Annotated in this window: 17 protein-coding genes; 9 read left to right on the top strand and 8 right to left on the bottom strand. The window is 63.4% G+C overall.

What is annotated here, in order from left to right; genetic code table 11:
- Positions 1–26: 26 nt before the first annotated feature.
- A complete protein-coding gene (locus PCJ49_RS18050) occupies positions 27–1,943 on the bottom strand; it encodes a Cache 3/Cache 2 fusion domain-containing protein (RefSeq protein WP_269912162.1) in 1,917 nt (638 codons plus the stop codon).
- 506 nt (positions 1,944–2,449) lie between these two features.
- Here PCJ49_RS18050 and PCJ49_RS18045 point away from each other — a divergent pair.
- From PCJ49_RS18045 to PCJ49_RS18030, 4 genes are all read left to right on the top strand, one after another.
- Complete coding sequence (locus PCJ49_RS18045) at positions 2,450–2,962, top strand: ClpXP protease specificity-enhancing factor SspB (protein ID WP_089286130.1); 513 nt, start codon at positions 2,450–2,452, stop codon at positions 2,960–2,962.
- A gap of 2 nt (positions 2,963–2,964) precedes the next feature.
- Positions 2,965–3,348 carry a TfoX/Sxy family protein gene (locus tag PCJ49_RS18040; RefSeq protein WP_089286129.1) on the top strand — a complete coding sequence of 128 codons (384 nt, stop codon included), beginning with the start codon at positions 2,965–2,967 and terminating at the stop codon, positions 3,346–3,348.
- Between the two features lie 99 nt (positions 3,349–3,447).
- Complete coding sequence (locus PCJ49_RS18035) at positions 3,448–4,197, top strand: enoyl-CoA hydratase-related protein (protein ID WP_089286128.1); 750 nt, start codon at positions 3,448–3,450, stop codon at positions 4,195–4,197.
- Positions 4,198–4,310: 113 nt separating this feature from the next.
- Positions 4,311–5,186 (top strand): MipA/OmpV family protein, encoded by an 876-nt coding sequence (locus tag PCJ49_RS18030; protein WP_269912161.1) that lies wholly within the window; start codon positions 4,311–4,313, stop codon positions 5,184–5,186.
- Between the two features lie 59 nt (positions 5,187–5,245).
- On the opposite strand, the gene PCJ49_RS18025 is transcribed toward PCJ49_RS18030, so the two are convergent.
- Positions 5,246–5,728 carry an RNA pyrophosphohydrolase gene (locus PCJ49_RS18025; protein ID WP_269912160.1) on the bottom strand — a complete coding sequence of 161 codons (483 nt, stop codon included), beginning with the start codon at positions 5,726–5,728 and terminating at the stop codon, positions 5,246–5,248.
- 535 nt (positions 5,729–6,263) lie between these two features.
- Between PCJ49_RS18025 and PCJ49_RS18020 the strand changes: the two genes are divergently transcribed.
- Positions 6,264–9,764, top strand: coding sequence for an indolepyruvate ferredoxin oxidoreductase family protein (locus PCJ49_RS18020; protein ID WP_269912159.1), 3,501 nt, complete (start codon positions 6,264–6,266; stop codon positions 9,762–9,764).
- A 55-nt stretch (positions 9,765–9,819) separates the two neighbouring features.
- Here PCJ49_RS18020 and PCJ49_RS18015 read toward each other — a convergent pair whose 3' ends face one another.
- Positions 9,820–10,695 carry a sterol desaturase family protein gene (locus tag PCJ49_RS18015; RefSeq protein WP_269912158.1) on the bottom strand — a complete coding sequence of 292 codons (876 nt, stop codon included), beginning with the start codon at positions 10,693–10,695 and terminating at the stop codon, positions 9,820–9,822.
- 135 nt (positions 10,696–10,830) lie between these two features.
- Here PCJ49_RS18015 and PCJ49_RS18010 point away from each other — a divergent pair, with 135 nt between their 5' ends.
- Positions 10,831–11,829 (top strand): patatin-like phospholipase family protein, encoded by a 999-nt coding sequence (locus PCJ49_RS18010; protein ID WP_269912157.1) that lies wholly within the window; start codon positions 10,831–10,833, stop codon positions 11,827–11,829.
- A gap of 7 nt (positions 11,830–11,836) precedes the next feature.
- Here PCJ49_RS18010 and PCJ49_RS18005 read toward each other — a convergent pair whose 3' ends face one another.
- Both PCJ49_RS18005 and PCJ49_RS18000 read right to left on the bottom strand, forming a co-directional pair.
- Positions 11,837–12,787, bottom strand: a complete 951-nt coding sequence (locus PCJ49_RS18005; RefSeq protein WP_269912156.1) for an SAM-dependent methyltransferase — start codon at positions 12,785–12,787, stop codon at positions 11,837–11,839.
- A 35-nt stretch (positions 12,788–12,822) separates the two neighbouring features.
- Positions 12,823–13,485, bottom strand: coding sequence for a response regulator transcription factor (locus PCJ49_RS18000; RefSeq protein WP_269912245.1), 663 nt, complete (start codon positions 13,483–13,485; stop codon positions 12,823–12,825).
- A 453-nt stretch (positions 13,486–13,938) separates the two neighbouring features.
- Here PCJ49_RS18000 and galU point away from each other — a divergent pair, with 453 nt between their 5' ends.
- The 3 genes from galU to PCJ49_RS17985 all read left to right on the top strand — a co-directional run bounded on the left by galU (position 13,939) and on the right by PCJ49_RS17985 (position 17,734).
- The gene (galU, locus tag PCJ49_RS17995) at positions 13,939–14,808 is read left to right on the top strand and encodes a UTP--glucose-1-phosphate uridylyltransferase GalU (RefSeq protein ID WP_269912155.1); all 870 of its coding nucleotides are present in this window, start codon (positions 13,939–13,941) and stop codon (positions 14,806–14,808) included.
- A 97-nt stretch (positions 14,809–14,905) separates the two neighbouring features.
- The gene (locus PCJ49_RS17990) at positions 14,906–16,246 is read left to right on the top strand and encodes a UDP-glucose/GDP-mannose dehydrogenase family protein (RefSeq protein WP_269912154.1); all 1,341 of its coding nucleotides are present in this window, start codon (positions 14,906–14,908) and stop codon (positions 16,244–16,246) included.
- A gap of 93 nt (positions 16,247–16,339) precedes the next feature.
- Positions 16,340–17,734 carry a phosphomannomutase/phosphoglucomutase gene (locus tag PCJ49_RS17985; protein ID WP_269912153.1) on the top strand — a complete coding sequence of 465 codons (1,395 nt, stop codon included), beginning with the start codon at positions 16,340–16,342 and terminating at the stop codon, positions 17,732–17,734.
- Positions 17,735–17,793: 59 nt separating this feature from the next.
- On the opposite strand, the gene PCJ49_RS17980 is transcribed toward PCJ49_RS17985, so the two are convergent.
- The 3 genes from PCJ49_RS17980 to PCJ49_RS17970 form a co-directional block, all read right to left on the bottom strand.
- Entirely contained in the window at positions 17,794–18,273 is a 480-nt protein-coding gene (locus PCJ49_RS17980; protein ID WP_269912152.1) for a hypothetical protein, read from the bottom strand.
- Positions 18,270–18,833, bottom strand: coding sequence for a sigma-70 family RNA polymerase sigma factor (locus PCJ49_RS17975; protein ID WP_269912151.1), 564 nt, complete (start codon positions 18,831–18,833; stop codon positions 18,270–18,272). The genes PCJ49_RS17980 and PCJ49_RS17975 overlap by 4 nt, the downstream gene beginning before the upstream one ends.
- 62 nt (positions 18,834–18,895) lie before the next feature.
- The gene (locus tag PCJ49_RS17970; protein ID WP_269912150.1) at positions 18,896–19,963 is read right to left on the bottom strand and encodes a BsuBI/PstI family type II restriction endonuclease; all 1,068 of its coding nucleotides are present in this window, start codon (positions 19,961–19,963) and stop codon (positions 18,896–18,898) included.
- Position 19,964: the final 1 nt, after the last annotated feature.

Below are 19,964 nucleotides of genomic sequence, written 5' to 3'. Positions count from 1 at the left end.
AAAGCCCCTCCCCCATCACCGCGATTTCAGGCCGCCCGCAGCCGGGCCAGGAAATCATCAATGGCCTGACGCAGCGTTTTGGCATCGCTGTCCAGGGCGCCGGCGGTGGCTTCCACCTGGGTGGCGGCCCCACCCGCCTCCCCGGCGGCCTGGGTCACCTCCAGGATGGTGTCTGCCACTTCCTGCGTGCCCTGGGCGGCCTCGGCAGCGCTGCGGGCAATCTCATGCGTTGCCTGGCTCTGCTGGGAGACGGCACCCCGGATCATTTCCGACACATCGCCGATTTCCCGGATGGTGGTGCCGATCCGGGTCATGGCCTGCACGCCCTTCTCTGTCCGGGTCTGGATGGCGCTGATCTGTTCGCGGATATCGTCGGTGGCGCGGGCCGTCTGGGTGGCGAGCGTTTTCACCTCTGACGCCACCACGGCAAAGCCCTTGCCGGCCTCCCCGGCGCGCGCCGCCTCAATGGTGGCGTTCAAGGCCAGCAGGTTGGTCTGGGCGGCGATGGCATTGATCAGTTCCACCACCTGGCCGATGCGGCTGGCCGCCTCTGCCAGTTCCGCCATGGAGCGGCCGGTTTCATCCGCCTCCGCCCGGGCGCGGCCCGCCACCGCGGCCGACTGACCCACCTGGCGATCCACTTCGGCAACGCTGGCCGCCAGCTCTTCCGCAGCGGCCGCCACGGTCTGCACATTACCGGTCGCCCGCTCGGCCGCCTTGGCGACATGCTGGGATTTCTCCCCCGTGCCTTCGGCGCTGCGGCGCAGGGAATCGGCCGCCCCCAGCATTTCATGCGAGGCCTGGGCCACGCGGCCGGCCATGGCGCGAACATTGGCTTCGAAATTATCGGCCAGCCGCACCTGCGCCGTCACCAGCATCCAGGTCAGCATCGGGCCAAGATAGCGGCCATGGCTGTCACGCAAAGCGGCGATCCGCACCTCCACCCGTTCATCGCCCATCTGCACCTGTCCGCGCCAGGGCAGGTTTTCCGGCTGGGTGATGATGCGGCCGATCTCCCCCCGCTCTGCCTGGAAAATGTTGAGATGGCGGCCCAGCGGGTCCGTCACCCCGCCCGGAATGGCATGGGACAGCGCCGGCAAGGCAGCCAGCGTGGCGCGATTGGCATAGATGACGGCGAAGTCCTGGGAAGCATCGGCCAGCAGCACGTTCAGCGGCATATCCTCCACAATCTGCTTCAGGCGGAAAGCCTCCACCACCGCTTCGCGCAGGGCGGATGCGGCGCGCTGCATCCGGCCAATCTCATCCTGGCGGTTGCTGCTGTCGGCAGGGGCGGCATCGGTATCCCCCTGGGCCAGCCGTTCCAGCAGGTCGGACATAGCCAGCAAGGGGCGGGCCGCCCAGCGGCGCATCAGCCACCAGCACAGCCCGCCCAGAACCAGCGTGACCCCGACTGAAATCAGCAGCAGGCTGGTCTGCAGCGCCCGCACCGGCGCCATGAACCGGTCTTTCTGCACGCCGGTATACAGCACGCCCACCACGGTCCCCTGGGCATCTTTGATCGGATCATAGGCGGTCAGATAGGCAACACCCAGAATGTCGGCTTCCCCGCGATAGGGTTTTCCCTGGCCGACCACGGCCTCGAAGGCGGCATTGCGGGCCAGATTGGTGCCGACGGCGCGGGTCCCGTCGGGCTTCTTGACATTGGTGGTGATGCGGGTTGCTTCGCCCTTGTCCACCACGAAGATGGTGGCCGTGCTGCCGGCGATCCGGCTGATCAGGTCCACCGGCTCAAAGAAATTGTTCAGCGGCTTGTCGCCGGCATAAAGCGTCGCCCCGTCGCGGCGAAAGCTGCTGCCGACACTGTTCAACACCTGCCAGGCCACCCGCATAGCCTGATCCTGCTGCTCTGCACCGGCAGATTGCGCATAGGCATCAACCAGCCGGTTGCTGCTGATGGCCAGGGATGCCGCCAGAAATGCCATGGACAGGATCGTGACCGCAACGATCCTGCCAGACAAACCAAGACGAAACCGATTGGATACGAAAATATCCATGAGGAAACCCCCACCCACGTGCGCCGACCGACCAGATTCAGTCGATATAATGATTGATAGATGTCAATTATCGTCAATGATTAACTAACAAACTCTTTATCTCCACAGACCAATCAAACACCAATTTGCATACCAACCCAACCAATCCATCGGGGCTGGTCGCGTTTTACCGGCCATGTGATGAAATGATGGGCAGGTGCCCTTCCCGACGGGTCGAACGGCCACCCCGTCTTGGCACAGACACCGCCCGAAGGGAGAGGGGGGCGCCGCTGCTGCCCGGCGGAGCGCGTGGCGCAAAAACGACGAATTACGCCTTTGCCGTACAGTCATACGCGTGCAATGCTTGATTATCGGCTGATAATAGGCTTGTCTTGCAGGATGTAGGTGCCGGGTCTTTGCGCCCGCTTCGTTCTTGCCAGGGGTTTGCCGTACCGATGTCTGAGGATTTGCTCCGCTATGACCGCATGGTCGAGGCCGCCAAGCGCAGCGTGGTGCGACAGGCCCTGCGTGAGGTGCTGGGCCTGGGTGGCCAGTTGCCGGGCGAACATCATTTCTATGTCACCTTCCGCACTGACGCGCCTGATGTGGATATCCCGGATTATCTGCGGGCCAAATACCCGTCGGAAATGACCATTGTTCTGCAGTACCAGTTCTATGATCTGACGGTGGATGCCGATACGTTCGGCGTGACGTTGAGCTTTGGCGGCGTGCTGCGCCGTCTGGTCGTCCCCTATGTCGCCATCATCACCTTCGCCGACCCCTCGGTGAATTTCGTTTTGCAGTTCCAGCCCGACGATATGGCCACCATGCTGCCCGATGAGGATGAGGAAGGCGGCCTTGACATCATGGTGGTGGAAGAGGAAGAGGCCGAACCCGCCAAGGCCGATGATGATACGCCCCGCCCCACCGGCACCGTGGTGGCGCTGGACGCTTTCCGGAAAAAGTAACCATGGCAGGCGGCCGGAAAGCCCCGCCGCCCAGGGCCCTGCCGCCCTTTGTCAGCCATGTGCTTGATCTGCTCGCCCCGCTGGGGCCGGTGGTGGCGCGGGCCATGTTCGGCGGCTGGGGCCTGTCGCTGGATGGCAAAACCTTCGCCCTGATCGCCGGGGATGAGCTTTATTTCAAGGTGGATGACGGCAACCGCCCCGCCTATCTGGCGCGGGGCCGGTTGCCCTTTGCCCCCTATCCCGATCAGCCCCATCGCACCATGGGATATTATCCCCCACCGCCCGAGGCACTGGAGGAGACGGACAGCCTGCTGCCCTGGGCCCGCGATGCTTTGGCCGTGGCCGGGCGGGCTGCCCTGGCCAAAATCAAACCACGGCGTGGATAAGCCGCAAATTTCCGCACGACCGTGCGCATTTACCTTGACGCCCCGCCCGGCTTGCGGCGTCCTTGGCGGCAATCAAACCTGAACAGGGGGAATTGTCCGATGAGCGATCATATTCTGCTGCGCGACGAAGAGGGCGTGCGTCACATCACCCTGAACCGGCCGGACAAACGCAATGCGCTGACCGCCGCCATGTATGCCACCATGGCCGATGCCCTGACTGAGGCCGCGAATGGCGGACAGGTGCGGGCGGTGCTGTTCAGCGGGGCCGGTGGCTTTTTCACCGGTGGCAATGATATTGGCGATTTCCTGGCCAACCCGCCGCAGGGCCCGGATGCCCCCGTCTTCCGCTTTCTGATGGCGCTGGCCACCAGCCCGCTGGCCCTGGTGGCCGCCGTGGAAGGCCAGGCAGTGGGCATCGGCACCACCATGCTGTTCCATTGCGACCTGACCTATGCCGCCCCCAATGCCCGGCTGCATGTGCCCTTCGTCGATCTGGGCCTGGTGCCGGAGGCAGCCAGCAGCCTGCTGATGCCGCGGACCATGGGCCATGCCACCGCCGCCCGCATGTTGATGCTGGGCGAGCCGCTGGAGGCGGAAGAGGCGAAGCAGGCCGGCATCCTGTCCGGCATCGTTCCGGTGGAAGCACTGGCGGCCACCGCCACCGCCAAGGCCCGCGCCCTGGCCGCCAAGCCGGCGGAAGCGCTGCGCCAGACCAAGGCGCTGATGAAGCCCAACCCGCAGGAGGTGCTGGCCGTGATGGCCAAGGAGGCGGAGATTTTCAGCCGCAGCCTGCGCTCCCCCGAAGCCATTGCCGCCTTCCAGGCTTTCATGGGCCGGTCCAAGAAGTAAGGAATGCCGAAAGGGGGGCGCGGACCTGCCCCCCTTTCGCACCGCTGGCGGCAAGGCGCTGTTTCGGTTAGGACTAGCCGCGACCGCGATGCCGCCACGAGGCCCCGTCCATTATGCGCCTTTCCTTTGTCAGCGCCCTTTCTGCCGCCGCCCTGCTGCTGGGGGCGTCCGCCGCCTTTGCCCAACCGGCCCTGATCGGCACGGAAACCACCGAAGGCACTGCCCCCCTCTGGGAGGCCGGCGTGTTCGCCGCCGGTGGCTATGTCAGCCACTACCCGGCGGCGTCGGAAGGGCAGTTCCGCGCCCTGCCCCTGCCCTATATCATCTATCGTGGTGATACGCTGCGCATCGGCGATGATGGCTTTGTGCGGGCCCGTAAGGAATTGGCCGACCAGCGGCTGGAGATTGATATCGGGCTGGGCGGCGCCTTTGATGTGGACAGCAAGGATAACAAGGCCCGCGCCGGGATGCCGGACCTGGATCTGCTGGTGGAAGCCGGCCCGAAGGCGACCTGGCATTTCAATCCCAAGAAAGACCCGCTGCAGGTTGACCTGTCCCTGGAAGTCCGTGCCGTCATCGCCACCCGTTTCGTCGCCTTCGATTATGAAGGTTTCACGGTCAATCCGCAGCTCAGCGTGTTTGACCGTGAATTCATGGGCACGCATCTGCGCGCCTACGGCTCGGTGGGGCCGATCTTCGGCTATGACGGGGTGAATGAATATTTCTATCAGGTGGACCGGGCCTATGCCACGCCCGACCGCCCGGCCTATCGCGCCAAGAACGGCTATATCGGCACCAAGTCGACGCTGGGTTTGGCCTATCCGGTCACCGAAAACCTGTTGCTCTTCACCGCCACGCAGGTGGGCTATTATGGCGGGGCCGCCAACGCGGACAGCCCGCTGCACCGGGACAATCTGAACGTCAATGTCGGTGCCGGTATCCGCTGGTCCTTCTGGCATTCCGACGCGCGGGTGCCGATCGTCCGTTAAGAACAGGAATATCTCCAGGGGCGGGCACTGCGCCCGTCCCCGGCTGTGCGTATGCCGCCTCAAGCCGGCACGGCCAGATGGCCAAATTCCTGCACAACTGCGTCATAGATCGCCCGCTTGAACGGTACGATCAGGTTGGGCAAATCCACCACCGACACCCATTGCCAGGCATCGAATTCCGGGTGATCCGTGTCCAGATTGATATCGGCATCCGTGCCGGTGAACCGGCAGGCCACCCATTTCTGCGTCTGGCCGCGATATTTGCCGCCCCAGACCTTGCCCAGCAGGTTGGGCGGCAGATCATAGCTGAGCCATTGGCCGCTTTCCGCCAGAACGGTGGCCTTGCCCGTGCCGATCTCTTCTTCCAATTCCCGCAAGGCGGCAACCCGGGGGCTCTCCCCCGCATCAATGCCGCCCTGCGGCATCTGCCAGGCGTCGGGCGTATCCACCCGGCGGGCGACAAAAATGTGCCCATCCTTGTTGATGAGCATAATACCCACGCATGGTCGATAGGGCAGCGTGGAAGGGTCGGTTTTAGCCATGATCGCCGTGTCCATTCTGGAAATTTAAAAAATATTAACGGAATGGGCAGCCGCCGTCACCTACCCTTGACAAATTCCTGAGACAACAAAGCATAGAGTTTTGAATCATCACATGTTTCGCTAAACCACCTTACGTACAAACGTCTTCACCCTATGGTTCATTAACAAGAACGATTTTATCATATAATACGGTTAAGTTGACCATCTCTTCATCACGCGCGCTTTATTTTGACGAAAAACCCGGCAGGTCACCCGCTTCATCCAAAAGCTACGGCATCACGGCCCTGCAGGGTGGGAAAACCCTACGGCGACTCGGAGATGCCCTGCTTCCCCCTGCTGCGCCGCACTGCCGCAACGCAGCAGTAACGAACGATCCCGGCCCACCCCTTTCCTGCACGATCCCACGCTGAACAGCCCCCAGTTTGGACCGAAAATAAGTCAGTAGAATTGACCTATTTTTTAGCGTTACGGTTGGAACGAACAGGTTCAGGCTATCGATGCGTCATAGGGCATCGATACAATAAGGGGACGCTTCATGAGCAACGCCGCCCGTAAACTCGCCACCGTTTCGCTGGATGACAAATATGCCCTGGAACAGGGCACAGCCTTCATGAATGGCACCCAGGCGCTGGTGCGGCTGCCGATGTTGCAGCGGCAGCGCGATCTGGCAGCGGGGTTGAATACGGGCGGCTTCATCTCCGGTTATCGCGGCTCGCCGCTGGGGGCCTATGATCAGGCGCTGTGGCAGGCCCGCAAGTTTCTGGCCAAGGGCAATATCCATTTCCAGCCCGGCGTGAATGAAGAGCTGGGCGCCACCGCCGTGTGGGGCAGCCAGCAAGTCAATCTGTGGAAAGGCTCCACCGTCGATGGTGTCTTTGGCATCTGGTACGGCAAGGGGCCGGGCGTCGATCGTTCCATCGATGCCATCAAGCACGCCAATTTTGCCGGCACCAGCCGTTATGGCGGCGTGCTGGCCTTTGCCGGCGATGATCATAGCTGCAAATCCTCCACCCTGCCGCACCAGTCCGACCAAGCCTTCATCCATGCCTTCATGCCGGTGATCAACCCGGCGGGCGTGCAGGAATTCCTGGATATGGGGCTGGTCGGCTTCGCCATGTCCCGCTATGCCGGCACCTGGGTCGGCTTCACCACCATTGCCGACACCATCGACACCACCGCCATTGTCAGCCTGGACCCGCAGCGGGTGAACATTGTGGAGCCGACGGATTTCGCTCTGCCGCCCGGCGGGCTGAATATCCGGCTGCACGACACCCCGCTGATCCAGGAAGCGCGGATGATCGACTGGAAGCTGAATGCCGCCAAGGCCTTCGCCCGCGCCAACAATCTCGACAAGGTCGTGTTCGGCCACCCGTCGCCCCGGCTGGGGCTGGTCACCATCGGCAAATCCTATCTGGATGTGCGCCAAGCCCTGGATGAGCTGGAGATCGGGGAGGAACTGGCGCGCGAACTGGGCCTGGGCATCTATAAAGTCGCCATGGCTTGGCCGCTGGAGCCGGAGGGGATGCGCGCCTTCGCCCAGACCACCGAGGAATTGCTGGTGGTGGAGGAAAAGCGGTCCCTGCTGGAAAGCCAGATCAAGGAACAGCTTTTCCACTGGGACCGTCGCCCCCGCGTGCTGGGCAAGACCGACCATGAGGGCAAGCCGCTTTTCACCGAAAAGGCCGAACTGAACCCGATTGATATTGCCCGCGTGCTGGGGGCCCGGCTGCTGTCCTTCGGCCCCCATGATTATGTCAGCGAGCGGCTGGCAAGAATTGAGGCGCGGATGGCGCGTGCGGCATCCTCTTCCACCGTGGTGCGCACGCCGTTCTTCTGCTCCGGCTGCCCGCACAATACCTCCACCAAGCTGCCCGAGGGCAGCCGGGGATTGGCCGGCATCGGCTGCCATTACATGGTCACCTGGATGGGCCGGAACACTGATGTGTTCAGCCAGATGGGCGGCGAGGGCGTGCACTGGATCGGCCAGAACCATTTCACTGAGGAGAACCATGTCTTCGCCAATCTGGGCGACGGCACCTATTTCCATTCCGGTATCCTGGCCGTGCGCGCCGCCGTCTCGGCCAAGGTGAACATCACCTATAAGATCCTCTATAATGACGCCGTGGCCATGACCGGCGGGCAGCCGGTGGATGGCAACCTCTCCGTCTTCGACATCGCCCAGCAGCTGGATGCGGAGGGGGTGCAGCGCATCGTCGTCGTCTCCGATGATCCGGAGAAATATGGTTTGGGGCGTGGCCTGCCGCACGGCACCAAAATCTTCCACCGCGACGAGTTGGATGGGGTGCAACGCGACCTGCGGCAGGAAAAGGGCGTCACCATCCTGATCTATGAACAGACCTGCGCCGCCGAAAAGCGCCGCCGCCGCAAGCGCGGCAAGTTCCCCGATCCGGCCAAGCGGGTGGTGGTGAATGAACTGGTCTGTGAAGGCTGCGGCGATTGTTCGACCAAATCCTCCTGCCTCTCCGTGGTGCCGGTGGAAACCGAATTTGGCCGCAAGCGCCAGATCGACCAATCGAGCTGCAACAAGGATTTCTCCTGTCTGAAGGGTTTCTGCCCCAGCTTTGTGACGGTGGAAGGCGGGTCGTTGAAGAAGCCCAAGCCGGCGGCCAAGAAGGAAGGCGATGATTGGGGTCCCCTCCCCCAGCCGGAAATCCCCACCCTGGACCGGCCCTGGAACATCCTGGTCACCGGCATTGGCGGTACCGGCGTTGTCACCATCGGGGCCATCCTGGGCATGGCCACGCATCTGGAAGGGCGCGGCTTCACCGCCATGGATATGGCCGGGCTGGCGCAGAAGGGCGGTTCCGTCACCTCCCATCTGCGCATTGCCGAACGGCCGGACCTGATCCATGCCAACCGCATCGTTGCCAGCGGCGCCGATCTGGTGCTGGCCTGCGATATCGTGGTGGCGGCCAATGCCGATGCCATCTCCAAAATGGCGCCGGGCCGCACCAAGGCGGTGGTGAATACGGCGGAAAATGTCACCGCCGCCTTCATCACCAACCCCGATGCCACCGTGCCATCTGGCAGCCTGACCCGCACCATCGCCAATGCCGTGGGCGGGGCGGATGCGGTTCACGCCCTGGATGCCGCCAAGATCGCCACCGCCCTGTGCGGTGACAGCATCGCCACCAATCTTTTCATGCTGGGTTACGCCTGGCAGAAGGGCCTGATCCCCACCAGCGCCGAGGCCATTGAGAAGGCCATTGAGATGAATGGCGCGGCGGTGAAGATGAATATGGAGGCCTTCCGCTGGGGCCGCCGCGCGGCGGTGGACCCCGCCCGCGTCATCGATGCCGCCACGCCCAAGGCCGATACGACGGGGGCCTTTGCCCATCGCAAGCTGTCGGAAACGCTGGAAGAGATGGTGGAACGCCGCGTCACCTTCCTGACCGACTATCAAGATGCGGCCTATGCCGGGCGTTATAAGGCGCTGGTGGACCGGGTGCGGTCGGTGGAGGCCCAGCGCACCCCTGGCCGTGACCAGCTTTCCCGCAGCGTGGCCCGCTATCTGTTCAAGCTGATGGCCTATAAGGACGAATATGAGGTGGCGCGGCTTTACACCGATGGGCGCTTCCTGGCGCAGGTGAAAAGCCAGTTTGAAGGCGATTATAAGCTGAAATTCCATCTGGCCCCGCCGGCCACCGCCCCGGTGGACCCGACGACGGGCCAGTTGAAAAAACAGGAATTCGGCCCCGCCATGCTGTTGGGCTTCCGCCTGCTGGCCAAGCTGAAGGGGCTGCGCGGCACCCGCTGGGACATTTTCGGCCGCCACCCGGAACGCAAGCTGGAACGCCAGTTGATCAGCGATTACATCGCGGTGGTGGAAGAATTGCTGGCCGGCCTGTCACCGGCCAACCACGGGCTGGCGGTGGAGATCGCCGCCGTGCCGGAACACATCCGCGGCTATGGCCATGTGAAGATGGACCATCTGAAAAAGGCCAAGGAAAGCGAGGCTGAGCTGCTCTCCCGCTGGCGTCACCCGCCGCCGACCATCAGTGCGGCGGCGGAATGAACCCTCTACCCCGGTCACCGGCTTTATCAACAGCCGGTGACCGGGGCCGACACTCTCAAACCGGCTTCTTGTTCCAGAAATCCCGCCGTTTCCAGGCGTCGAACGGATAGGCCAGCTGTCCCAGGAAGCTGGCCGGCACGGGGTCTTTGCAGCCGACATTGCTGGGCGGCTTGCGGTCGGCCGGCAACAGCCTTGTACCGAACACAATGTCCCAAATGATCAGATTTTCCCCGTAATTGCAGTTCCCCTCGATCGGGTCGCGGTTATGGTGCCAGCGATGCAGTTCGGGCGTGGAGAAAATCCAGTTCAGCGGGCCGCACACCATCTGCACATTGCAATGGGTCAGAAAGCCGATATAGGCGGTGATCGCCAGCACCCAGAGCATGACATCACGCGGCGCCCCCGCCAGATAGGCCACCACCAGGGCAAAGCCGGTCTTCCACAGCGAATCCAGAAAATGGAAACGCCCGGTATTGACGATCCAGAGCTTGGTGACGCTGTGATGGATGGCGTGCCAATGCCAGATGGCGCGGAATTCATGCGCCGTGCGGTGCGCCCAATAAAGACCGAATTCACCCGCCACCAGGGCCAAAGCCACCTGTGCCGCCAGCGGCCAGCTTTCAGGCCACCAGCTACCCACCGTGGGCGGGGCATGGGCAACGCCGGCCATGGCCAAGCTGGCGGCAATCACCTGCCCCAGCCCCTTGTTCAGCACCGTATGGGCAATATCGTTGAGCAGCTGCCCATCATTGGGCACCCAGGCCGGTTCGTAGGGCATCAGCCGTTCCAGCAACAGCAGTGCCGCCGCCAGTCCGAAATATGTCAGATTAAAGGCAAGTACCGCCTGCCCAGACTGCCATCCCCACCAGTAACCGGCAATGCATAGTGCCAGCAACCCAGGCCAGAGCAAACGGGAAAGCAACGCACGCATTGATCATCCTTCAATCTGAACACCGTAACTCCCTACTAAAAACACATTTTCACACATTTTTTACAACCATGTTTAACGTGCTATTATAGCATGATGATTTCGCACCAGGGTGTGCGTGGTTTCACAGGGGATGCCATGAAGATCGGGCTGGCGTTGGGCAGCGGGGCGGCGCGCGGTTGGGCCCATGTGGGCGTACTGCGCGCCTTGGACGAGATCGGCATCAAGCCCGCCATGATCTGCGGTACCTCCGTTGGGGCGCTGGTCGGGGCCGCCCATCTGACCAACCAGCTGGACGCGTTGCAGCGCTATGCCCAGGGATTCGGGATGCTGGGCGTGTTCAAACTGCTGGATATCACCCTGTCTCGCGGCGGGCTGGTCAGTGTGGAAAAGGCCTATGAGGCATTCCGCAACCCCCATACCGACATCCCCATCGAACAATTGCCCATCCCCTTTGCCGCCGTCGCCACCGATCTGGCGACGGGCAAGGAAGTCTGGTTGCGGGAAGGCCATCTGCTGGATGTGGTGCGGGCATCGGCCGCCATTCCAGGCTTGTTCCCGGCCGTGCCCTTCCAGGGCATGTGGCTGGCCGACGGGGCGCTGGTGAACCCGGTGCCGGTGTCCCTGACCCGGGCGCTGGGGGCGGAGATTGTCATCGCCGTCAACCTGAATGGCGACCTGTCGCAATTGCCCCGCCTGTCCAAGGCGCAGCTGGGGCCGGTCAATGTCTCCCTGCCCGACCACCTGCTGCAAAGCGAGGAGGGGCCAGCCGAACACCCCCCGGCACCGCGCGGCAGCGGCGGAGCATCGGGCGGCAGCGGCGCGCCGAAACCGCTGGCGCAGCTGGCGGCCAAGCTGAACGCCATGGGCGAACGGACCCGCAGCATGGCCGCCCAGTTTATGGCCCCCAAACAGCCCACCCCCAATGTGCTGGAGGTAATGGCCAGTTCCATCGACATCATGCAGGACCGCATCACCCGGTCCCGCCTGGCCGGCGAACCACCCGACGTGCTGCTGACCCCGCGCATCGGCCATATCGGCATTCTGGAGTTTGAGAAGGCCGATGAGCTGATCGAGCTGGGGTACACGGCCACCATGGCCATGCGCCCGGCCATCGAACTGGCGCTGGAGCGGTAAAGCGCCTTTACCCGCCCCGCTCAGGGTCCAGCCTGATCCAGGTCAGCTCGTGCTTGTTCTGGCACAGATGCACCAGCTGGCTGCCCGGGATGGCGGCGAAGGCACGGGCGGTTTCGTGGTCTGTCTCTCCCTGGAACTTCAGGGTACAGATGAAATTCTTCACCAGCCCGGACTCCAGCCAGCCCTGCACCATGCGCAGCAGCTTGGACGGATAGCAGATCACGTCACAGCACAGCCAATCCACCGGCCCGATATCGCTGGGCTTCAGGCCGAAGGCGCTTTCCCGCCGTTCGGTCACGCCGGGCAGGCGGGCAATGCGTGGGTCCAGCGGCGCCTTGTCGATGGCGATCACGCTGGCCCCGCAGGTCTGCATTACCCAGGTCCAGCCGCCGGGGCAGGCGCCCAGATCCAGGCAGATTTCCCCCGGCTTGGGCGTATGGCCGATGCGGGTGAAGGCCTCCCACAGTTTCAGATAGGCGCGGTTGGGCGGTGTCGCCTTATCCTCAATGAACTCAATCTCGCCATTGCGGAAGGGGCTGGAACAATGGGCGGCGGCCAGGATCGTGTTCTCGTTCAGCAGCGTCCAGGACCCCAGCGGGGCCGTGGGCGGGGCCGTGAAGAAATTCAGCGGCTTGGCCGAGACATGGGGGAGATTGTCCTGGATCAGCTGGGCCCGGCGGTGATGCTGAAAACCATAGAGCGCCCAGTTGCGCTGGATGGCGCGCAGAGCCTTGGCCCCCTGCTTGATGGAGCTGATGGGGATCAGCACCGGATCGTACCAGATATTCTGCGCCCAGGCGGCGGGGCGGGGCGGCCCATCGGCCAGCACCAGCCGCCCATGCACCGACTGTACCTCCCCCAGTTCCGCCAGCAGCGGTTCCAGGAATTCTTCGACCGCCAGATAGGCGGTGGCCCCGAGCGGCGTTGCCGTCGGGGCCGTCACATCATCAATGCTCATAATCAAGATATCGCGCGGAAAGGCGCCCTTATGCCTCAGGGCAGGATATCGGCAGAGGCGATCACCGCCTGGGTGCGGTTACGCACCCCCAGCGACCGCATCACCGCCGTGACATGGATCTTCACCGTGCCTTCGGACAGGCCCAGCTCATAAGCGATCTGCTTGTTGGACTTGCCTTCGCGCAGGCAGCGCAACACATCGCGCTGACGCTGGGTAAGCGCCGGCGACCCGGACGCGTTGCCGACAGCACCACCACCGGACGCGGAAGCCACCTGAACCGAGCCCCCCACCCCGGCCCCATCGCCCAGCAGGGCCGCCGGCGGCACATAGATGCCCCCGGAGAAGACGAGGTTCAGCGCACTCAGCATGATTTTCACACTGGAGCTTTTGGGGATATAGCCGGAAGCACCGGCATCCAGCGCCGCGCGCACATCGGCTTGCGATTCGGAGGCAGAGACAATCACCACCGGCGTGCCGGCTTGATTCTCGCACACTTCCTGTACGCCGGAAAAACCGGGAAAACCCGGCATCTGCAGATCCATCAGGATCAGGTCGAATTCCTGATCGCCCTTCGCCAGTTCCAGCACAGCGTCAAAGGTGCCGGCCTCCACGAAGGTGGCCTTCTCATCCAGCTGCTGCAGCAGGCGGCAGAGGCCTTCACGAAACAGAAGATGATCGTCGCCAATCAGGATATTCATCGTCAATCCCAATACCGGGGTCATGGGCTTTCTCCTGTTGTCACCCGATGGTACCGCCACGGTATGCAGAGCCGGCGGCACGCCAAATCAACAGGATCATTCCCTTAATAAATCAAAATACCACGGCTGTCTGTCACAACTGTGGGCGTTTGACACGAAGTCAGCAGAAATCCCATTCATTTCATGATTAGCATGTTCAACCCCGATGGCAAATGGCCTTGGCCGCCCCATCCGTCCAGCTGCAACCAAATTCCACACCGATCTGACAAAGATCAATGGGCGGAACAGACGGACGGCTGTAACGTTGAACAAGGCGGCCGGTTCCGTCCCCCCTGTTTCGACACGCCACTTCTGCGGGCATGTTGCGGGCGTCGGCGGCGCGTGGCACAACAGGGCGAGGCGGATTGATCCGCCCGCCCGTAATCTTCATTGGCTTTTTCAGCAGGGACCGAGATGCCCCAAAAAGTGCGCAAGGCTGTATTTCCTGTTGCGGGTCTGGGTACCCGCTTCCTTCCGGCCACCAAGGCCATCCCGAAGGAAATGCTGCCACTCGCCGACCGCCCGCTGATCCAGCACGCGGTTGATGAGGCGAAGGCTGCGGGAATTGAACAGTTCTGCTTCGTCACCAGCCGGGGGAAAAGCCCGCTGGAAGATCATTTCGACCTGAATTACGAACTGAACGAAACCCTGCGCCGCCGGGGCAAGGATGATCTGCTGAAGATCGTGGAAGCCATCCAGATCCAGTCCGGCTTCCTCTCCTATGTCCGTCAGGCCGAACCGCTGGGCCTGGGCCATGCCGTCTGGTGTGCGCGTGAATTTGTCGGCAATGAGCCGTTCGCCGTGCTGCTGCCCGACGAGCAGGTGCTGGGCGACCGCCCCTGTCTGGCTCAGATGATGGATGCCTATGATAAGGTGGGCGGCAACATGCTGTCCGTCTTCGAGGTGCCGCGGGAGCAGACCAACAAATACGGCATCCTGGATATCGCCGGGGAAGATGGCCAGCTGGTCGCCGTCAAGGGGCTGGTGGAAAAGCCGGAACCGGCCGCAGCCCCGTCCAACCTGTCCATCCAGGGCCGCTATATTCTGCAGCCGGAGGTGTTCCAGCATCTCTCCGTGTTCGAAAAAGGGGCCGGCGGCGAAATCCAGTTGACCGACGCCATGGCCAAGCTGATCGGCAAGCAGCCTTTCCATGGCTTCAAGTTCGAAGGCCGTCGCTTCGATTGCGGTGACAAGCTGGGCTTCGTGCTGGCCAATGTGGCCTATGCGCTGGAACGGCCGGACATGTCCGCCAAGGTGCGCGCGGCATTGAAGGACATGCTCTGATCGGCATGAAGGGCGGCTGGTCCGGCAGGGGATGCCGGCCGCCGCCTCTGCTTTTCAGTGCATGGTATGGATTTAGCCCGGCTGGACGGGGGATTGAATGCGCATTGCGGTGATTGGGACCGGCTATGTCGGGCTGGTTTCGGGGGCTTGCTTCTCTGAATTCGGCGTGGAGACCATCTGCGTCGACAAGGATGAGGGCAAGATCGAGCGGCTGCGCCGGGGGGAAATCCCCATCTACGAACCGGGGCTGGAAGCCCTGGTGGAGAAGAATGCCAAGGCGGGCCGGCTTTCCTTCACCACCGATCTGCCCAGTGCCGTGGCCGGGGCCGACGCCGTGTTCATTGCCGTCGGCACCCCGTCACGCCGCGGCGATGGCCATGCCGATCTCTCCTATGTCTATGCGGCGGCGGCGGAAATCGCCCAGTCGCTGGACCCTGACGATTATACGGTGATCGTCACCAAGAGCACGGTGCCCGTCGGCACCGGCCGGGAAGTGGCGCGCATCATCCGCAAGACCCGGCCGGAAGCCGATTTCGATGTGGCATCGAACCCGGAATTCCTGCGCGAAGGCTCGGCGATTGAGGATTTCATGCGGCCCGACCGCGTGGTCATCGGCACCGACAGCGACCGGGCCCGGCAGGTGATGCGGGCGCTGTACCGCCCGCTGTTCCTGATCGAAACCCCGATGGTCTTCACCAGTCTGGAGACATCGGAACTGATCAAATACGCCGCCAACACCTTCCTGGCCGCCAAGATCACCTTCATCAATGAAATCGCCGACCTGTGCGAGAAGGTGGGGGCGGACGTGCATGATGTGGCCAAGGGCATCGGCCTGGATAACCGCATCGGCAAGAAGTTCCTGCATCCCGGCCCCGGCTATGGCGGGTCGTGCTTCCCCAAGGACACGCTGGCGCTGGTGACCACCGCGCAGGATTATGGCAGCCCGCTGCGCATCATCGAAACCGTGGTGGATATCAACGATAAGCGCAAGAAGGCGATGGCAGAGCGCATCATCACCGCCTGCGGCGGGTCGGTTGAGGGCAAGCGCGTCGGTATCCTGGGCGTGACCTTCAAGCCCAACACGGACGATATGCGCGATGCCCCGGCGCTGGATATCATCCCCGCCCTGCAGGCGGCCGGTGCCACGGTATCCGCCTTTGATCCCGCCGGCCGGCACGAGGCGGAAAAGCTGCTGCCCGGCGTGATCTGGGCAGATGATGCCTATGGCGCGCTGGAACAGGCGGATTGCGCCGTTGTTCTGACAGAGTGGAATGAATTCCGCATGATCAATCTGGGCCGGGTCGCCAAGCAGATGGCCCAGCCTGTGCTGGTGGACCTGCGCAACATCTTCAACCCGGAAGATGCGGAAATGCTCGGTTTCGCTTATTCTTGCGTTGGGCGTCCGGGGCGGCTGAAACGGCCGAACCGCGACCATTGACATCAAGGCTCCGGTTAAACCTGCCATAAAGCAGTCAACCTGTGCCTCTATAAATATCAACCGAACAACCACCAGATCCTAGGTGACGTAACCATGACCCTGGCGCATCAGTTCCACCCCACGGTGCTGCGCGAATATGATATCCGCGGCATCATCGGCAAGACGGTGAATGCCGACGACGCCCGCGCCATCGGGCGCGGGTTCGGCACCCAGGTTGTCCGCCAGGGCGGCACCAAGGTGGCCATCGGTTATGATGGCCGCCATTCCTCCCCGGAACTGGAACAGGCTGTGGTGGAAGGGCTGAAATCCACCGGCCTGCATGTCGTGCGCATCGGCCTGGGCCCGACGCCCATGCTGTATTTCACCGTGCGCCATCTGAAGCTGGATGCCGGGCTGATGATCACCGGCTCGCATAATCCGCCGGATTATAACGGCTTCAAGATGATGATGGGCAAGGCCCCCGTCTATGGCGCCCAGATCCAGGAGATCGGCACCATCGCGGCGGCCGGTGACTTCGCCACCGGCGAGGGCTCGGAGGAGACCATCGACATCCAGGACGCCTATGTTGAGCGTCTGCTGCAGGATTATGATGGTGTGCGTGACCTGAACGTCGTCTGGGACAATGGCAATGGCGCGGCGGGCGAGATTCTGCGCCGTCTGGTCGCCAAGCTGCCGGGCAAGCACACGCTGCTGTTCGATGATATCGATGGTGATTTCCCCAACCACCACCCGGACCCGACCATCCCGGAAAACCTTGAGGATATTATCCACAAGGTGAAGGAGCTGGGTGCTGATCTGGGCATTGCCTTTGACGGTGACGCTGACCGTATCGGGGCGGTGGATGAAAAGGGCCGTATCGTCTGGGGCGACCAGCTGGTCGCCATCTATGCCAAGGATGTGCTGCGCAGCCATCCCGGTGCCACCATCATCGCTGATGTGAAGGCCAGCCAGACCCTGTTCGACCAGATCGCCAAGTGCGGCGGCACGCCGCTGATGTGGAAGACGGGTCATTCGCTGCTGAAGGCCAAGATGGCCGAAACCAACAGCCCGCTGGCCGGCGAAATGTCGGGCCACATCTTCTTTGCCGATAAATATTACGGCTATGATGATGCGCCCTACTGCGGCGTGCGCCTGATCGGCCAGGTCAGCCGGGAGGGCACCCTGTCCGCCCTGCGCGACGAGCTGCCGGAAGTGCTGAATACCCCGGAAGTCCGCTTCCAGGTGTCGGAAGAGCGCAAGTTCGCCTCCGTCGAAGAGATCAAGAACCGCGTCAAGGCGGCCGCTGCCGCCAGCGGCGACGAGGTCAATGATATCGACGGCGTGCGCGTGAAGACCAAGGATGGCTGGTGGCTGCTGCGCGCCTCCAACACCCAGGACGTGCTGGTTGCCCGTGCCGAGGCCTTCAGCGCTGAAGGGCTGGAGCGGTTGAAGAACTTCATCAAGGCCGAGTTGGCCGCCAGCGGCATCGCCGCCCCGGCCGGGTTCTGATGATGTGCTTCCCCGCACGGCTGCCTTGGCAGTCGTGCGGGGATCATTTTTAAGGACGATCAGGCCCCGCCTTCCAACCGGCGGCGCCATGCCTGCAAGGCCTGCACCTGCCGGCGTGCCCGGATCAGCAGCAGTACGCCCCCGGCGAGCATCACCACCCCAAGCCCGGCCGCCGGCCCCGCCCCCGGCATATCGGCCCCCAGCCAGAGGGTGACGGCACCAGCGGTATAAAGTCCGGCAAAGCCGCTTCCCATGGCACTGGCCACCACCCGGTGCCGGCCGAAAAGCGGACGGCGCTGCGCCAGCACCCACACGGCATAGGCAACCCAGGCCAGCGCCATGGCCAGCATCACCGAAAGGGCGGTGATGGTACGCGGGGGCAGGCCCGATTCCGTGGCCAGCAGGCTGCCCAGTGTGGCCGCCATGGCCAATGCTGCGGCCAACAGGGCCACATGCCCCCAGCGCCCCGGCCCGCTGAGCATGGCACGGCCCTGGGAAATCAGGCGGTCTTCAATCGTTGCGCTGTCTGCCCTTGTCATGCTTCCGGCTCCTTCATGATGGCGCGCAATTGCGCGCGGCCCCGCGACAGGCGTGACTTCACCGTGCCGGCAGGCACGCCGGTGATGCGGGCAACCTCGTTAAGGGGAATATCTTCCAGATAGAAAAGCGTCAGCGTCTGGCGTTCCACCGGCCCCAGCCGGTTCAGCGCGCGATCCAGTGCCGCCAACAACAGTTCGCGGTCGGCGGTATCCGCCCCCGTATCATCGCCGGCGATCTGATCCGCTGCCTCTTCCGGTATCGATACCGGTTCACGATAGAGCAGCCGGAACCGGTCCATCGCCGTGCGGTGGGCGATGCCGAACAGCCAGGACCGGAACCTGTCCGGCTGCCGCAGACCGGGCAGACCGCGCAAGACCCGCAGCCAGACATCCTGGGCCAGATCCCCCAGCGCATCGCCATCACTTGTCCAGCTTGTCAGATAGCGTTGGAGTGGCTGGGCCCAGCGGCGGGCCAGCCCGTCAAAGGCCGCCGCCTCCCCCAACTGGCACCGCAGCACCAGCAACAGATCGGCCCTGTCATCCTGTTCATCCTGTGCCATCACCCCTCCCCTTCTCTGACTTGGTAGTCGCGGCGCTGGGCAAAAGGTTCACGGGGTGCGGATCAGGGTGCGGATAGGCCCCGCAGCCGGGTGGGTGCCGGGTCCAGCCGCATCAGCCGCTCGGGTTCCGACGCGAACCAGACCTGACTGCCCCAGCCCAGCGATGGCAGCGCCTTCTTCACCTCGGCGCGGGAGCGGTCGAGAAAGGCGGTGACGCAGGCGACATGGGCGGGCCCGAACCCGCCCTCACGCGCGATCTCCAGAAAGGCCTGGGCGCGCTGTTCCGTCACCGGCCCATCGGTGGCCACCACCTCGACAAAGACCAGCATCAGATCATCGGCGCTGTGGCCGCGATCCAGCAGGATGATGTCGGGCAAGGTGCGGTCAGGTGTGATGTGCAGGCCCAGCCGCTTGATCCAGCCCTCATCCCGCGCGGCCACCTTGGCGGCACTCTCGCTCAACCACAGCACCACCGGGTCAGCCAGGAAGCGGGGGGCGAATTCCTCCACCACCGCCTTGGCGATCAGCGAACTGGGGCCGGGGGCCAGCAACCGCGTCTCCCGGTTGGGAAAGCGCACCAGCACATCCTCGGCATCGCTTTCGGTGCTGACGCGCAGGGAATTGATGCGGGCCCGCGCGGCGGCGTTCAGCGTGGCCGTGGCCCAGGCCGCCGCCGCCGCCTCCAGCGACTCCCCCGTCAGGCCGGGATTGAACAAGGCGGCAAAGCGCGCCGCCAGGGCATAGCGCGGCTTGGAAGAGGTGGTGGGGACACCGGGCCGTTCAATGATGGCGCCATTGGGGATCAAGCCCTGGCGTATCACCTCGTCCCGCACCTGTTCGCGGCTGTTATCCTGATACCAGCGATTGCCCATGGCGGTGGCCGCCTTGGCATAGGCGGCGCGGGCCTCCTCATCGGCGGCGAACAGCAGCCTTGTTTCGCCCATGCGCACCACATGCACCGGGTTGCCCCAGATATCCGCCCCCTCCACCGCACCAATATACAGGAAGGCCCCCACCGTGGCGGCGGCGGCGTCGCGCACGCATTTATCGCGCTCCGGCGTGCCTTCCGGAAAGATCCGTTTCAGGCGGCGGGCGATTTCCGCCCGGTCCAGCAGCGGCGGCAGACCCATG

Origin of the sequence: Niveispirillum sp. BGYR6 (assembly GCF_027568365.1) — a bacterium.
Classification (GTDB): domain Bacteria; phylum Pseudomonadota; class Alphaproteobacteria; order Azospirillales; family Azospirillaceae; genus Niveispirillum.
The sequence above is the reverse complement of the archived record's forward strand: the minus strand, read 5'-3'. Positions and strand labels throughout refer to the sequence as shown.

What these genes read in the sequence shown, in the direction of transcription:
- PCJ49_RS18050 (WP_269912162.1), bottom strand. Translation starts at nt 1,943, where the DNA reads ATGGCATTTCTGGCGGCATCCCTGGCCATCAGCAGCAACCGGCTGGTT.
- PCJ49_RS18045 (WP_089286130.1), top strand. Translation starts at nt 2,450, where the DNA reads ATGTCTGAGGATTTGCTCCGCTATGACCGCATGGTCGAGGCCGCCAAG.
- PCJ49_RS18040 (WP_089286129.1), top strand. Translation starts at nt 2,965, where the DNA reads ATGGCAGGCGGCCGGAAAGCCCCGCCGCCCAGGGCCCTGCCGCCCTTT.
- PCJ49_RS18035 (WP_089286128.1), top strand. Translation starts at nt 3,448, where the DNA reads ATGAGCGATCATATTCTGCTGCGCGACGAAGAGGGCGTGCGTCACATC.
- PCJ49_RS18030 (WP_269912161.1), top strand. Translation starts at nt 4,311, where the DNA reads ATGCGCCTTTCCTTTGTCAGCGCCCTTTCTGCCGCCGCCCTGCTGCTG.
- PCJ49_RS18025 (WP_269912160.1), bottom strand. Translation starts at nt 5,728, where the DNA reads ATGGCTAAAACCGACCCTTCCACGCTGCCCTATCGACCATGCGTGGGT.
- PCJ49_RS18020 (WP_269912159.1), top strand. Translation starts at nt 6,264, where the DNA reads ATGAGCAACGCCGCCCGTAAACTCGCCACCGTTTCGCTGGATGACAAA.
- PCJ49_RS18015 (WP_269912158.1), bottom strand. Translation starts at nt 10,695, where the DNA reads ATGCGTGCGTTGCTTTCCCGTTTGCTCTGGCCTGGGTTGCTGGCACTA.
- PCJ49_RS18010 (WP_269912157.1), top strand. Translation starts at nt 10,831, where the DNA reads ATGAAGATCGGGCTGGCGTTGGGCAGCGGGGCGGCGCGCGGTTGGGCC.
- PCJ49_RS18005 (WP_269912156.1), bottom strand. Translation starts at nt 12,787, where the DNA reads ATGAGCATTGATGATGTGACGGCCCCGACGGCAACGCCGCTCGGGGCC.
- PCJ49_RS18000 (WP_269912245.1), bottom strand. Translation starts at nt 13,485, where the DNA reads ATGAATATCCTGATTGGCGACGATCATCTTCTGTTTCGTGAAGGCCTC.
- galU (WP_269912155.1), top strand. Translation starts at nt 13,939, where the DNA reads ATGCCCCAAAAAGTGCGCAAGGCTGTATTTCCTGTTGCGGGTCTGGGT.
- PCJ49_RS17990 (WP_269912154.1), top strand. Translation starts at nt 14,906, where the DNA reads ATGCGCATTGCGGTGATTGGGACCGGCTATGTCGGGCTGGTTTCGGGG.
- PCJ49_RS17985 (WP_269912153.1), top strand. Translation starts at nt 16,340, where the DNA reads ATGACCCTGGCGCATCAGTTCCACCCCACGGTGCTGCGCGAATATGAT.
- PCJ49_RS17980 (WP_269912152.1), bottom strand. Translation starts at nt 18,273, where the DNA reads ATGACAAGGGCAGACAGCGCAACGATTGAAGACCGCCTGATTTCCCAG.
- PCJ49_RS17975 (WP_269912151.1), bottom strand. Translation starts at nt 18,833, where the DNA reads ATGGCACAGGATGAACAGGATGACAGGGCCGATCTGTTGCTGGTGCTG.
- PCJ49_RS17970 (WP_269912150.1), bottom strand. Translation starts at nt 19,963, where the DNA reads ATGGGTCTGCCGCCGCTGCTGGACCGGGCGGAAATCGCCCGCCGCCTG.